The 12,668-nt window shown below is 65.5% G+C and carries 13 protein-coding genes; 7 read left to right on the plus strand and 6 right to left on the minus strand.

From position 1 onward, the window contains the following. Positions 1-99: 99 nt before the first annotated feature. The 3 genes from VGQ94_06675 to VGQ94_06685 are packed head-to-tail and all read right to left on the minus strand — an operon-like array spanning position 100 to position 3,134. Positions 100-1,281, minus strand: a complete 1,182-nt coding sequence (locus tag VGQ94_06675) for a class I SAM-dependent rRNA methyltransferase (GenBank protein HEV2022197.1) — start codon at positions 1,279-1,281, stop codon at positions 100-102. 20 nt (positions 1,282-1,301) lie between these two features. Continuing rightward, positions 1,302-2,303 (minus strand): tetratricopeptide repeat protein, encoded by a 1,002-nt coding sequence (locus tag VGQ94_06680; protein HEV2022198.1) that lies wholly within the window; start codon positions 2,301-2,303, stop codon positions 1,302-1,304. Between the two features lie 9 nt (positions 2,304-2,312). After that, positions 2,313-3,134 carry a C4-type zinc ribbon domain-containing protein gene (locus VGQ94_06685; GenBank protein ID HEV2022199.1) on the minus strand — a complete coding sequence of 274 codons (822 nt, stop codon included), beginning with the start codon at positions 3,132-3,134 and terminating at the stop codon, positions 2,313-2,315. Between the two features lie 117 nt (positions 3,135-3,251). Between VGQ94_06685 and VGQ94_06690 the strand changes: the two genes are divergently transcribed. Both VGQ94_06690 and VGQ94_06695 read left to right on the plus strand, forming a co-directional pair. After that, positions 3,252-5,540 (plus strand): DPP IV N-terminal domain-containing protein, encoded by a 2,289-nt coding sequence (locus VGQ94_06690; GenBank protein ID HEV2022200.1) that lies wholly within the window; start codon positions 3,252-3,254, stop codon positions 5,538-5,540. A 5-nt stretch (positions 5,541-5,545) separates the two neighbouring features. Further along, a complete protein-coding gene (locus tag VGQ94_06695; protein ID HEV2022201.1) occupies positions 5,546-6,397 on the plus strand; it encodes an MBL fold metallo-hydrolase in 852 nt (283 codons plus the stop codon). A gap of 2 nt (positions 6,398-6,399) precedes the next feature. Here VGQ94_06695 and dusB read toward each other — a convergent pair whose 3' ends face one another. Beyond that, positions 6,400-7,464 (minus strand): tRNA dihydrouridine synthase DusB, encoded by a 1,065-nt coding sequence (dusB, locus tag VGQ94_06700; protein HEV2022202.1) that lies wholly within the window; start codon positions 7,462-7,464, stop codon positions 6,400-6,402. A 63-nt stretch (positions 7,465-7,527) separates the two neighbouring features. On the opposite strand from dusB, the gene mscL reads away from it, so the two are divergent. After that, on the plus strand, positions 7,528-7,902 hold the full coding sequence (gene mscL / locus VGQ94_06705) for a large conductance mechanosensitive channel protein MscL (GenBank protein ID HEV2022203.1): 375 nt from the start codon (positions 7,528-7,530) through the stop codon (positions 7,900-7,902). A 57-nt stretch (positions 7,903-7,959) separates the two neighbouring features. Here mscL and rpmE read toward each other — a convergent pair whose 3' ends face one another. Beyond that, positions 7,960-8,172 (minus strand): 50S ribosomal protein L31, encoded by a 213-nt coding sequence (gene rpmE, locus VGQ94_06710; GenBank protein HEV2022204.1) that lies wholly within the window; start codon positions 8,170-8,172, stop codon positions 7,960-7,962. A 140-nt stretch (positions 8,173-8,312) separates the two neighbouring features. Here rpmE and VGQ94_06715 point away from each other — a divergent pair, with 140 nt between their 5' ends. After that, positions 8,313-8,990 carry a hypothetical protein gene (locus VGQ94_06715; protein HEV2022205.1) on the plus strand — a complete coding sequence of 226 codons (678 nt, stop codon included), beginning with the start codon at positions 8,313-8,315 and terminating at the stop codon, positions 8,988-8,990. Positions 8,991-9,038: 48 nt separating this feature from the next. Here the strand turns inward: VGQ94_06715 and VGQ94_06720 are convergent, their stop codons facing one another. Continuing rightward, entirely contained in the window at positions 9,039-9,317 is a 279-nt protein-coding gene (locus VGQ94_06720; GenBank protein ID HEV2022206.1) for an HU family DNA-binding protein, read from the minus strand. Between the two features lie 300 nt (positions 9,318-9,617). On the opposite strand from VGQ94_06720, the gene VGQ94_06725 reads away from it, so the two are divergent. The 3 genes from VGQ94_06725 to VGQ94_06735 form a co-directional block, all read left to right on the plus strand. Beyond that, positions 9,618-10,280: an ATP-binding protein gene (locus VGQ94_06725; protein HEV2022207.1), complete on the plus strand. Its 663-nt coding sequence runs from the start codon at positions 9,618-9,620 to the stop codon at positions 10,278-10,280. Positions 10,281-10,414: 134 nt separating this feature from the next. Beyond that, positions 10,415-11,818 carry a protein kinase gene (locus VGQ94_06730; protein ID HEV2022208.1) on the plus strand — a complete coding sequence of 468 codons (1,404 nt, stop codon included), beginning with the start codon at positions 10,415-10,417 and terminating at the stop codon, positions 11,816-11,818. A gap of 64 nt (positions 11,819-11,882) precedes the next feature. Beyond that, the coding region (locus VGQ94_06735; protein ID HEV2022209.1) for an excinuclease ABC subunit C at positions 11,883-12,668 on the plus strand (786 nt) is incomplete at its 3' end.

Here is a 12,668-nt window from a genome sequence, read left to right on the forward strand (position 1 = left end):
CGTGGGTCCGGACTCCGCGCTAAGCGCATGGTCAACACTTAATTTATAATAGAATATGAGTGTGTTACTGTCAATGTTATACTATGTATAATGTTTTCATTAGCTTACAACAATAATTATGCACTTAAGGTAGGATGTTTCCGGCACCGTAAGCAGGACCGGGTGGTCCTTGGACTGGCCCCGCTTTTCGAGCACCCGGGCGGTCCGATGGGCGTCGGCGGCGGCCGCGGCTACGACCTCTATGTAGTCGGCCTCGCTCAGGTGGTAGGAGCAGGAGCAAGTGACCAGGATCCCGCCGGGGCGCAGCATCTTCAGAGCGCGCAGGTTGAGTTCCTTGTAGCCCCGCAGGGCGGTCTCCACGGTGGTCTTCGATTTGGCAAAGGCGGGCGGGTCGAGAATGACGGTGTCGTACTGGCGGCCGGCGGCGGCATAGTCCTTCAGCAGGTCGAAGGCGTTGGCTTCGATCCACTCGATCTCCTTGGCGGAAGAAGACGCGCGGTTCAACTCCTCATTGCGCTCCGCCATCTCCAGCGCCGGACGCGAGCTGTCCACGCCGGTGACGCTCTCGCACCCCCGCGCCAGGTGCAGGGCGAATCCTCCCTGGTAGCAGAAGACGTCGAGCGCTTGTCCGCGCGCGTAGCCGGCGGCGGCGGCGTAGTTCTCCCGCTGGTCAAGGAAGGCGCCGGTCTTCTGGCCTTCTCCCGCCCGGTAATGAAAGCGGACGCCGTTCATAGTGAAGATGGTTGCGTCCTTCTCCCCCGCCAGCAGCCCGCCCTCCGACTCGGGCAGTTGCTCCAGTTTGCGGATGCGCGCATCCACCCGTTCCACCACGCCCGCGGGCGAGAACTCTTCCCCTAGCGCCGCTACCACGGTGGCTTTGACTTCCGGCTGGTCCATGGCCTGGGTGAGCGCCTGCAGACAGAGCACGTCGTTGTAGCGGTCCACGATCAGGCCGGGCAGGGCGTCGGCCTCGCTGAAGACCACGCGATATGCGTCGCTCCCCTCGACCACCCGGCGCCGGTACTCGGCGGCCGCGCGGATGCGTTCACGGATGAGCTCGAGGAGCGCGGCTTCGTCCGCTACCGGCCCGGTGGAGATCATGCGCAAGGCGATCTGCGAGGCGCTGCTATAGAGAGCGGTTCCCAGAGTGTTGCCGCGCGGGTCGCGCACGCTGACCCGCGCTCCGGGCGGCAGGCTGGAGGCGGAGGCCAGGTCGGAGCGATAGACCCAGACGTGCCCGGCGCGCAGGCGCGCGGCAGCCCGCGCCCGCACCTCGATCACAGGATTGTCGTTGGCGTGCTTCAGTGGGGGATCTGGGTCTGCAGGGCCTGCAACCCGGCGCGCGCGCTCTCGGCCGCCGACCCGGTCGGGGATTCCTGCAGGTAGAGTTGGTACTCCGCCGCCTCCGCGGGCCGCTTCAAGGCCTCCAGCGCCCGGGCCGCGATCAGGTGCACCAGGGTGAACTGCGAGTGCTCCAAATTGTGGACTCGGCGCGCCGTGGCCACCGATTCTTCCAGCTTGCCCAGCAGCAGTTGGGTGTTGGCCAGGTGCAGCAGGGTGTCCGGGTTCATGGGATCGCCGGCCAGCGACTTGTTGAGCAGATCTTCCGCTTCGCGATATCGCTTCTCGTTATAGGCAATCAGCCCCAGGTTCTGCGCGGCGTCGGGCAGGTGGTCGTCGAGACGGAGGGCGGCCTCAAACGCCTGGCGTCCGCGTGCCGGCGCCCCGGTGTTCATGAACGCCACGCCCAGGCCGTTCGAGGCGCGCGCATACTGCGGATAGATCGCCAGGGCCTTCTCGAAGCGCACCTTGGCTTCCGGCCAGTTCTTCAGGTTCAAAGCTGTCATGCCCGCGTCATACTCCTTGCGCGCGCCGTCCGGGACGTTCAGCTCCACGGCTGAGACCGGCGGCCCCGAACCGAGCGCAACCACCCCCGCGGAGTCCTTGGCCTCCACCCGCACGAATTCAAAGTGCGTCCCCTCGCCTCGGGAGATCAGGAAGTTATTGGTGGTGACGTCCTCAATGCCGACGCCACTGACCCTCAGGCGGTAGTAGCCGGGACGAATTCGCGAGAAAATGGCTTGCCCCGTGTCATCGGTGAACCCTTGTGAAACAGACAGCTCATTACTGGTGACCAACTCCACCCGCAATCCCATAGAAACTTCCCGGTCATTGGCGTAGGTGACCCGCACTTTCAAGTCCGTGAAGGTGGTCGGGTCGGAGGGCGTGAGCTGCGCCGCGACCGGGGCGGCGAGGAACAGAACCGCCAGGGCCAATTCAAGGAACCGCGTTTTCCTTTGCATAAATGCCTCTCACGAGGAGGAGGAGGAGGAAGAGCCGGCCTCGAGCACGGATGCCTCGGGCTCGGCAGCCTCTTCCTCTGTCTTCTTGGGAGCCCGCCGGTGCGCGGAAGGGTCCGGCGCCGGCTCGTGCGCAGGGTCATAGAACAGGATGCGCGAACAGGAATCGCAGGTCATGATCTGCGCGTTGCTCTTCACGTCGTTATAGGTCTGGGGGCGCAGCAGGACGTTGCACGCCGCGCACGTCTGTGCCCGCGCCTCCGCCACCGCCGTGTTGCGCGCGTGGAGCACCCGGTCGTAGTGCTCCAGGACGTCGGTGGCGACTCCCACGCGCAGCGTCTCGCGCCGGGCATTCTGCTCCGCCAGCAGGTTCTCGTCCTCCGCGGTGCGCGCCCGCGCCTCCGCTTTTTCCTTCTCGATCTCCGAGGTTTCCGCCCGCAGTTCGGTTTCGGCCGCCTTCTGCGCCGCCTCCCGGGCTTCTGAGTCCACCATCCCTTCCAGGATCTTGTCCTCGCAGGCCCGGATGTGCTGCTCCTCGAACTCGATCTCGTGCAGCAGCGCCTTATACTGCTCGTTGGTCTTCACCGCCAGGGACTGCTCGCGGTACTTGGAGATTTTTCCCCGGTGGTCCTGGATTTCGGTTTCGAACTTCCGGCGGACGGCCTGATTGGCGGTCAGGCCCTGCTGCGCCTTTTCGATCTGTGCCTGGGTCCCGGCCAGCTTGGCCTCGATGACGGCGACCCGGCGGGGCAGGGTGGCAATCTCTTCCCGCAGGCGAGCGACTTCCCCGTCCGCCTGCTGCAAGGCAATCAGCTTTTCCAGGTCTGGGTGCATACTTCTGCCCGTAAGGAGGGGAGTGGGCAAAGATTGTAGCACGCACACGCGCTCGGCATCGGCCCGCCCCACGGTGTAAACTTTCGCCCTTCGCAAGCTACCCAGGAGGAGCAAAGAGTGAAGCGGCTGATTACGATTCTGATCTGTTCGGCGGCTCTGTGGGGCCAGCAGCCGGCGCAAACACCGGCGCCCCAACTGACGGTGGAGGCCATCTTCGCCGAAGGCGGCCTGACCGGCCGCGCCCCGGAGACATTCAAGTGGAGTCCGGACGGTTCGCGACTCTCCTACGTGCAGCGCGACGACGCCGGCGAGCGCGGCGAGCTCATGTACCTGGACGCCGCCACCGGCAAGGCTGCGGTGCTGGTCTCCCGCGAAAAGCTCGCCGGCCTGGCGCCGGCCGCCCGCCAGCTCAAGGACGACCGCGAGCGCGAGCGCCGCTCGCGCTACTCCGTCGCTTCCTACCACTGGGCCCCGGACTCGCAGCACCTGCTCTTCGACTCTGGCGGCCAGCTCTGGTACTTCACCTTGCAGACGGGGACCGCGGTGCAGGCGACCTCCTCGCCCGATCCCAGCGGCGATCCCAAGTTCTCCCCCGACGGCAGCCGCATCGCCTACGTGCGCAAGCACAACCTCTACGTGCGCCGGTTGGACAAGGACCGCGAGCGCCAGCTCACCCACGACCAGGACGACGCCGTCCTCAACGGCGAGGTGGACTGGGTCTATGCCGAGGAGCTGGACGTGCGCAGCAACTACTTCTGGTCGCCCAGCGGCAACCACATCGCCTTCTTGCAGATGAATGAAACCCCGGTGCCCGGCTATCCCATTACCGACTTTATTCCCACGCATCCCACGGTGGATTTTCAGAAGTATCCCAAGGCCGGCGATCCTAACCCGGCGGTGCGCCTGGGGGTGGTGGATACGGCGACGGGGAAGAGCCTGAAGTGGATCACGCTGCCGCCGCAGGCGCGCGAGACAGATGAGGCCGGCACCCGGCCCCGCGAGGCCAAGGACCTCTACATCCCGCGCTTCGGCTGGGTGCGCGACGGGCTGCTCTGGGCCCAGGTGCTGAACCGCGCCCAGGACCGCCTCGACCTCTACTTCGTGGACGTCGCCTCCGGCCGCTGCCAGCTCATGCTCTCCGAAAAGAGCGACGCCTGGGTCGAGGTCAACGACAACTTCCGCATCCTGCGCTCCGGCGACCGCTTTCTTTGGTCGAGCTGGCGCGATGGCTACACGCATCTTTATCTCTACCGCTTCCAGGAGGGCAATCCGCCCGCTCCCGGCGCCACGCTCGAGAAGCAGCTTACCCGCGGCGACTTCGAGACCTTTGGCATCCAGGCAGTGGATGAGGACGCCGGCGTCGTCTACCTCATCGCCAACCAGGGCGACGCCCGCGAGCGCCACCTGTATTCGGTGAAGCTCGATGGCTCGGATTTCCGCCGCGTCTCGCGAGAGCCGGGGACGCACAGCGCCAACTTCTCCCCGGACGCCCGCCACTACGTGGACAACTACTCCGCGGTCATGACCCCGCCGCAGCTCTCGTTCTGCGCCACCGGCGGCACATGCCAGAAGTTCTGGGAGGCGCGCAGCCTCGCCGCCTACAACCTGATTGCACCCAAGTTCGTGGACTTCAAAGCCGAAGACGGCACCGTGCTGCACGGGGTGCTGCTGGCGCCCCCCGGCTTCTCCGGCGCGGCCGCGCACTCGCTGCCGCTGCTCCTCAACCCCTATGGCGGGCCGGGCGGGCAAACGGTGCGCAACGCCTGGGGCGACACAACCTTCCTCTTCCACCAGATCCTGGCTCGGGAGGGTACCGCCCTGCTGCAGGTGGACAACCGCGGCATGGGCGCCCGTGGCCAGAAGTTCACCATCGCGCTGCGCCGCAACTTCGGCGAAGTCGAATTGAAGGACCAGCTGACCGCGCTCGACCAGGCGCTCGCCGCTAATCCCATGCTCGATTCCAAGCGCATCGGCTTCTGGGGATGGAGCTATGGCGGATACATGACGCTCTACGCGCTCACCCACTCCGGCCGTTTCACCGCGGGCGTCGCCGTGGCCCCGGTCACCGACTGGCGCGACTACGACTCCATCTACACCGAACGCTACATGGGATTGCCGCAGGAGAATGCCGCAGGTTACAAGAACAGCTCTCCTGTGAACTCGGCCGCCAACCTGCAAGGGCGCCTCCTCATCGTCCACGGCACCAGCGACGACAACGTTCACATGCAGAACACCCTGCAGATGGTGCAGGCGCTCGTCGCCGCCGGCAAGCCCTTCGACCTGGCGCTCTATCCGCGCAAGACCCACGGCATCGCCGGCGCCGTGGCCCGCACGCACCTGTTCACCCGCATCCAAAGGCACTTCGAGCAGAACCTGATGAACGCGCCGCGGGCAGAGAGTCACTGAACCTCATGCCTGACCCCACGCCACGCACCCTCACCCTGGGCGACTTCGAGCTGACCGTTTTCTCCGACGGCACCTACTTCCTCGACGGCGGCAACTTCTTCGGCGTGGTCCCCAAGGTCCTGTGGGAAAAGAAGATGAAACCCGACGAGCAGAATCGCGTGCCCGTGGGGCTGAATTCGCTCTTGATCCGCGACGGCAAGCACACGGTCCTGGTCGAGACCGGCATCGGCAACAAGCTCGACCCGCGCATGACCAAGATCTTCGCGCCCCAGGCCAAGCTGATGGACAGCCTGGCCGCCGCCAAGGTCGCGCCCGAGGAAATCGACGTGGTCATCAACACTCATTTGCATTTCGACCACTGCGGCTGGAACACGGTGCGCCAGGGAGATCACGTCGTGGCCACCTTTCCAAAAGCGCAGTACTACGTGCAAGAGGGGGAGTGGCGCCACGGCTCGCAGCAGCACGAGCGCGACCGCATCAGCTACCTCAGCGAGAACTACGACCCGCTCATCCAGGCCGGCAAGATGCATCTGCTGCAGGGCGACCAGGAGCTCCTCCCCGGAATCTCGGTGAAGGTCTATCCCGGCCACACGCGCCACATGCAGGCGGTGATGCTGAAGAGCCAGGGCAAGCGCGCGTGCTACGTCAGCGACCTCATCCCCACCACCGCCCACCTCGATCTCACCTGGGTGATGGCCTTCGACCTGTTCCCGCTCGAGACCATCGAGAGCCGCAAGCGCGTCTACGAGTACGCCCTGCCCGAGAAGTGGCTGATGATCTTCACCCACGATCCGGTGACGCCCTGGGCGTATCTGGAGTCGCCCGAGCCGGGGAAGATCGTGGCTGTTCCGGTCTGACTCTAACCAGCCGCAGGAACCGGGTGGTGGTCCGCAGCGAAGAAGCGGTCCACCTTCTCCAGGATCTCCTGCTCGGTGCGCGCCCCGTACACCGCCTTGCGCAGCGCGCCGCCGTTCTGCACGCCGTAGGTGAACCAGGAGGCGAACTGCTTCATCTTGCCCGGGGCGCCCGGCATTTCTTCCTCCACCAGCCTCTCGAAGTAGCTGCGGATCATCTGGTAGCGGTCCTGCTCGCCCGGCGGCTCGTACTTTCCGGTCGCCTGGAACTGCGCGATCTGGCGGAAGATCCACGGATTCGACGCCGCGGTGCGTCCGATCATCACCGCGTCGCATCCCGTCTCGGCCACCATGGCGGCAGCATCCTCGGGCGTGCGGATGTCCCCGTTGCCCGTGACCGGGATCTTCACCGCCTGCTTCACCGCCGTGATCCAATCCCAGCGCGCCTGGCCGCTGTATCCCTGCTCGCGGGTGCGTGCGTGCAACGCCACGCCGTTCAGGCCGCAGTCTTCGGCCAGCCGCGCCAGCTCCACGCAGATGATCTCCTTCTCGTCCCACCCGGCGCGGAACTTCACCGTGAAGGGGATCTTCACCGCGGCGCGCACGCTTTCGAAAATCGAGTGGATGCGCGGCAGGTCGCGCAGCAGGCCGGAGCCCGCCGCGCACTTCACGACCTTCTTCGCCGGGCAGCCCAGGTTCAGGTCCACCAGGTCGAAGCCCAGACCCTCGACCAGGCGCGCGGCCTCGGCCAGCACCCGCGGCTCGCCGCCAAAGAGCTGAGCCGAGATGGGATGCTCGTCGGGATAGAAGTGCAGGTAGCGGCGGGTCTTGGCGTCGCGGTCGCGCAGCACGCCCTCGGCCGAGGTGAACTCGGTCATGATGAGTCCGCAGTCGCCCAGGTTACGGATGAAGCGGCGGAAGACCGTGTCCGTCAGCCCCGCCATGGGCGCCAGCACCGTGGCCGGGCGGATCTCGACCGCGCCCAGGCGCACCGAGGCCGGAACCGCCACGGCCTGTGTGGCACAGCCCTCCGCGGCTGTGCGCAGCAGGTTTTCCCAGAACTTCTGCATTGGGGCTATTCTAACCGAGCTGTAGAGTGGCTAGAAATCGCTCCCCTCATCACGGAGGCCGCCATGTACGGGGAATTCAAAGCTTTCCTGCTAAAGAACAATGTGATGTCGCTCGCCGTGGCCTTCATCATGGGCGCCGCCGTGGGCAAGGTGGTCTCGGCCCTGGTAGCGGATCTGATCATGCCCGTGCTCGGGATTTTTGCCTCCGGCGGCGAGTGGCGGCAGTTGGCCTTCCAGATCGGCGGCGCCAAGTTCCTGGTCGGCGATTTCCTGGGCAGCGTGCTCGACTTCATGGTGGTGGCCCTGGTGGTCTTCCTGATGGCCAGGAGCCTGCTCAAGCCCGCGCCTACGCCGGAGACCAAAATCTGCCCCTTCTGCCTGGAGGTCGTGGCCAAGGCGGCCACTCGCTGCAAGTTCTGCACCCAGGCCGTCGACTAAAAAACAAAGCCCCCGCCGCAGCGGAGGCTCGAATCGCGTTCACCGCGAAGAAGGAAGTTACTTCTTTTCGACCTTGGCGTACTTGCGGCGGAAGCGCTCCACGCGCCCGGCGGTATCCAGCAGCTTCTGCTTGCCGGTATAGAAGGGATGGCAGTTGGAGCAGATTTCCAGATGGATGTCGCCCTTGTGGGTGGAGCGGGTGACGAAGGCGTTGCCGCAGGCACAGTGGACGCGCACTTCGTTGTAAGCGGGATGAATGCCGGCTTTCATGATGCGGGAAGCTCCCCTCGGGAAAGCTTTGATTTTACAGGAGCCTCGCGATTCCGGCAAACCGCGTCGGCTCCTGCCTACCGTTGGGGCTCACCAACCCGCCGGAGTAAGATTCCTCACCGTTTCGCGGAGACCAAGGCATGGGAAAGGGCCATCTCAAATCCTGGATCACGGGAATCCTCACCTGGCTGCTGCTGTTCCTGGTGGCCTTTCCGGTGAGCTGCGCGGGATCCTGGATCGTGCTTCAGGCGATTGGAATCCACCACGCCAAGCGGGAAGTTACGGGGGTGACTCCGGACATGTTTCCCATCCTGGTGATGACCCCGCAGCCGGGCTCCAGCACTCCCAAGGCGCAGATCGTCTACCAGAAGGATCTGGAAGAGTTCCTAACCAAGAATCCGCAGCACAGTTACCTGGTTCCCGCGGGGATGGAGGCGAGCCTCCAGAACCAGCTCATGCAGCAGAGCAGCATGAACAAGAACCCGTCCGACTCCGGCACGCCGCCCTGGAGCGCCAGCTTCGAAGTGGAGCGCCTGCCCAACGGACACCAACTCCTGGAAGTGGACGCGCCGCCCTATGACGATCTGCCCGACACCGGTTGGTACGAGGCCACCGACAAAGAGGTCATCCCGCGCTACCACAAGACCTATTCCGAGCTGGGGATGTCCATGGGCGCAAGCTTCCTGGCCGCGCCAGTGGCGGTCGTGCCGGGCATCCTGCTGGCCACGCTGGGCTTCTGGATCCTGCGGCGGATGCGACGCACCAAAGCTCAGCCTCCGGCCCCGGTGGTCCCTGCCCCGCCGCCTCCTTTGCAATGAAAAACGGCAGGGAGCGAATCCCCGCCGCTTTTCCTGGGAAGAGACCGACTACTTCTTGTTGACCGCCTGTTTGAGTTCGGCTCCGGGGGTGAACCTGGCGACTCGTCGGGCCGCGATGCTGATGGGTTTTCCCGTCTTGGGATTGCGGCCGGTGCGGGCGGCGCGCTGCGCCGTGGAAAAGCTTCCGAAGCCCACCAGGGTCACGCGGTTGCCTTTCTTGAGCGCGCTGGTGATGCCGCTCACCATGGCGTCCACGGCCGATGCCGCCTGGGTCTTGGTGATGCCCGCGGCTGCCGCCAGCCGGTCGATCATGTCGGCCTTGTTCATCGTATGACCGCCTCTCCGGACGGTTCCGCGGGGGCGGGACCGCCACGGCGCGCTATTTAGCTCCCCTTCTTCGCTCTTGTCAAGAAACTGACGATGCGCGGCTTGCTTGCGGCCTGCGGCGAGAGTAAAGTCGATGGCGTGCGCGCGTGATTCTTCAGCGCCGCGAGACTTTTCTTCCCGTCAGGTGCTGGCTTGGCCAACGCTGCCTCCCCTGCTTGTCCGCTGTGCGAAGGTTCGGGATGGAAGCCGGTTGCCGGCGGCGGCCCGGGCCAGCCGCGCCGCGTGACCCGCTGTGACTGCATGGCCGAGGCCCGCACCCAGCGCCTGCTCGACGCCGCGCGCATCCCCGCTCGCTACGAGCACTGCGAACTCACCAACTTCGACCCGCCCCGCGGCCCTCATTTCGAGCCGCTGTCGAACGCCCGCCTGCAGGCCGGACGCTTCGTCGAGGAGTATCCGGTCGAAAAGACCGGTCTGCTGCTGGTCGGCTCCATCGGCGTGGGCAAGACCCACCTGGCCGTGGGCGTCCTCAAGGAGCTCATCGCGAGCAAGGGCATTTCCTGCCTCTTCTACGACTACCGCGAGCTGCTCAAGGAGATCCAGAACTCCTACAACGCGTCGGTCCAGACCACCGAGCTCGAAGTGCTGCGCCCGGTCTTCGACGCTGAGGTACTGGCGCTCGACGAGCTGGGCGCGGTGAAGCCCACGGAGTGGGTGTGGGACACGGTCAGCCTCATCCTGAACACGCGCTACAACGACAAGCGCGCCACCATCATCACCACCAACTTCCCGGACGAGGCGGAAAGCACCGGGCTGAGCAAGGAGCAGCACGCGGGGCGCCAAGTGACCCTGGGCGACCGCATCGGCGAGCGCATGCGCTCCCGCCTGCACGAGATGTGCCGTACGGTCCAGATGCAGGGCGAGGACTTCCGCAAGCGCGTCAAGAGCGCCAGCTTCCGATGAGCCCAACCCCTAGGCTGGATTCTGCATCTACCTCTTCCTTGACACCCAGCACAGCGCACCCTAACTTTGCCTGTCTCTCACTGAACCTTAAGTTCAACCCAAATGCATAGGCCTGAACGCCTGGGGAGAAGCCTGTGATCGGCTCCACCCTCGGCAATTACCGCTTAGACGAAAAGATCGGCGTGGGCGGCATGGGCGCGGTGTACCGCGCCACCGATCTGCGCCTGGGCCGCAGCGTCGCCATCAAGATCCTCACCGCGGTTTCCGCCGACTCGCAGCGCGAGGCCTTGGCGCGCTTCCTGCGCGAGGCCAAGGCCCAGTCCCGCATCCCGCATCCCTGCATCGTCAGCATCCATCAGGTCGGCACCGCGGATGAGATCCGCTACATCGTGATGGAGTTCGTCGAGGGCAAGACCCTCAAGAAGGTGATCGGCGGCAATCCGCTGCCCCCCAGCCAGATCTGCGAGTACGGGATTCAGATCGCCGAAGGACTGGCGGTCGCGCACGAAGCCGGCATCATCCATCGCGACATGAAGTCGCAGAACGTCATGATCACGCCGCGCGGCCAGGTGAAGGTCCTGGATTTCGGCTTGGCCAAGCTGAAGGAAGCCCCCGGCGCTCCCCCGGCCGCCGCCGCCGATCTGGGCAGGACCCAGGTTTACGGGGAAGAACCCGCTGCGCCCCCCGACCCGGGAGAGTTCAAGACCCAGGTGGGCACGATCATGGGCACCGCCACCAACATGTCTCCTGAACAGTGTCTGGGGACGGAAGTGGATGCGCGCTCAGACATGTTCTCGTTCGGCGTGGTGCTCTACGAGATGGCGACCGGGAGGATGCCCTTCGAGGCTCCCCTGGCCGCCGCCCTGCTGATGATGATCCTGCAGAAGGAGCCGAAGCCGGTACGGGAAGTGGTCCCCGGGGTTCCTCCGGAGCTCGAGCAACTGATCCACCAGTGTCTGAGCAAGGCGCGCGAGAAGCGGCCCACCGCCACCGGTGTGGCCGCCGCGCTTAAGAAGATCCAGGCTTCGCTCAGCGTCGGAACCATCGCGGCGCCTGGAACGCGCTCCGACTCGGAAGCCGCCTACCCGCCCGCGCAGAAGATGGAGAAGCTCCCCTCCACGCCGGCCATGCCGGCGGTGGCCCCGCGGGAGCAGCCCGGCCCGGCGGTCGCGGCCCGGCCGAAGACGCGGCGCATGCCGGTGCTGGAGGAGCCGCCCCAGACCCGGCGCGTCTACTCCGCCCTGCGCGTGCTTCGCATCGCGGTTTCCGTGGGGACGGTGGCGGTGGCGCTGGCTTACTTCGCGGACTTCATCATCCGCGCCGACCTCATCAAAACCCGCGCGCTTGAGGGGACCTTCCTGCCCTCTTTCATCCGCGCTCTGGTCGCGCCTGGATTGGCGATCGCAGAGAAGATGATCCACCTGCAGTTCGGGCGCTGGAACGTCCTGCTCCTCGCCCTCGGGGTCTTGACCTTCGTGGTGCGCCACTTCCTCCTGCTCTTTTTGGAAAAGATCGAACTCCGGGCGAGGACCAGGTAACTGTTTTTGCTTCCTGCGGGGATTCCTCCGTGTCTCCGCGCCTCCGCGGTGAGAGAATCGTGCGGTGCTCGCCCGCTCGATGGAGTTCGCGCCGGAGTGTGATGCGGAAGTCTTCGCCGCAGTCCCGGCGGCGCCCGCCGTCTTCCTGCTGCGCGGGAATGAAGCTGAAGCCGAGCCCTATGTCAGCAAGACTGCCAGCCTGCGCCGCCGGCTCATCCGCCTGCTGGGTGCGTCCGGAGAGATCAGCCGCCGGCTCAACCTGCGCGACCGCGTTCGCCACATCGAGTTCACCCTCACTGGCTCGGATTTCGAATCCGGCTTCCTGCTCTACCAGACGCTGCGGCAGGCGTTCCCCGCGAAGTATCGCAAGCGCCTTCGCCTGCGCTTCGCGCCCTTGGTGAAGTTCAACCTCGACAACCCCTATCCCCGCGCCTACATCACCCGTCGCGTCACCAGCCTGCGCGGGAAGTCGGTGTACTACGGGCCCTTCGCCTCGCGCGCCGCGGCGGAGAAGTTCCTCAACGACTCGCTCGACCTCTTCAAGATGCGCCGCTGCGACTTCGACCTCCATCCCGATCCGCAGTTTCCCGGCTGCATCTACTCGGAGATGAAGATGTGCCTCGCCCCCTGCTTCAAAGGATGTACGGACGGGGAGTACGCCGGGGAAGTGGGACGCGTGAAAGCGTATCTCGATAGCGGCGGGCAATCGCTGCTGCGGGAGATTTCCGCGGAGCGCGAGCGCGCCTCAGCAGCGCTGGCATTTGAAGACGCCGCGGCTCTCCACGCCCGCGTGGAGAAGGCCGCGACCGCCGCCGGCTTACTGCCCGAGGTCGCGCGCCGCCTCGACCGC

Source organism: Terriglobales bacterium (assembly GCA_035937135.1).
Lineage (GTDB): Bacteria > Acidobacteriota > Terriglobia > Terriglobales > Acidobacteriaceae > DASYVL01.

What these genes read in the sequence shown, in the direction of transcription:
- VGQ94_06680 (HEV2022198.1), bottom strand. Translation starts at nt 2,303, where the DNA reads ATGCAAAGGAAAACGCGGTTCCTTGAATTGGCCCTGGCGGTTCTGTTC.
- VGQ94_06685 (HEV2022199.1), bottom strand. Translation starts at nt 3,134, where the DNA reads ATGCACCCAGACCTGGAAAAGCTGATTGCCTTGCAGCAGGCGGACGGG.
- VGQ94_06695 (HEV2022201.1), top strand. Translation starts at nt 5,546, where the DNA reads ATGCCTGACCCCACGCCACGCACCCTCACCCTGGGCGACTTCGAGCTG.
- dusB (HEV2022202.1), bottom strand. Translation starts at nt 7,464, where the DNA reads ATGCAGAAGTTCTGGGAAAACCTGCTGCGCACAGCCGCGGAGGGCTGT.
- mscL (HEV2022203.1), top strand. Translation starts at nt 7,528, where the DNA reads ATGTACGGGGAATTCAAAGCTTTCCTGCTAAAGAACAATGTGATGTCG.
- rpmE (HEV2022204.1), bottom strand. Translation starts at nt 8,172, where the DNA reads ATGAAAGCCGGCATTCATCCCGCTTACAACGAAGTGCGCGTCCACTGT.
- VGQ94_06715 (HEV2022205.1), top strand. Translation starts at nt 8,313, where the DNA reads ATGGGAAAGGGCCATCTCAAATCCTGGATCACGGGAATCCTCACCTGG.
- VGQ94_06720 (HEV2022206.1), bottom strand. Translation starts at nt 9,317, where the DNA reads ATGAACAAGGCCGACATGATCGACCGGCTGGCGGCAGCCGCGGGCATC.
- VGQ94_06725 (HEV2022207.1), top strand. Translation starts at nt 9,618, where the DNA reads ATGGCCGAGGCCCGCACCCAGCGCCTGCTCGACGCCGCGCGCATCCCC.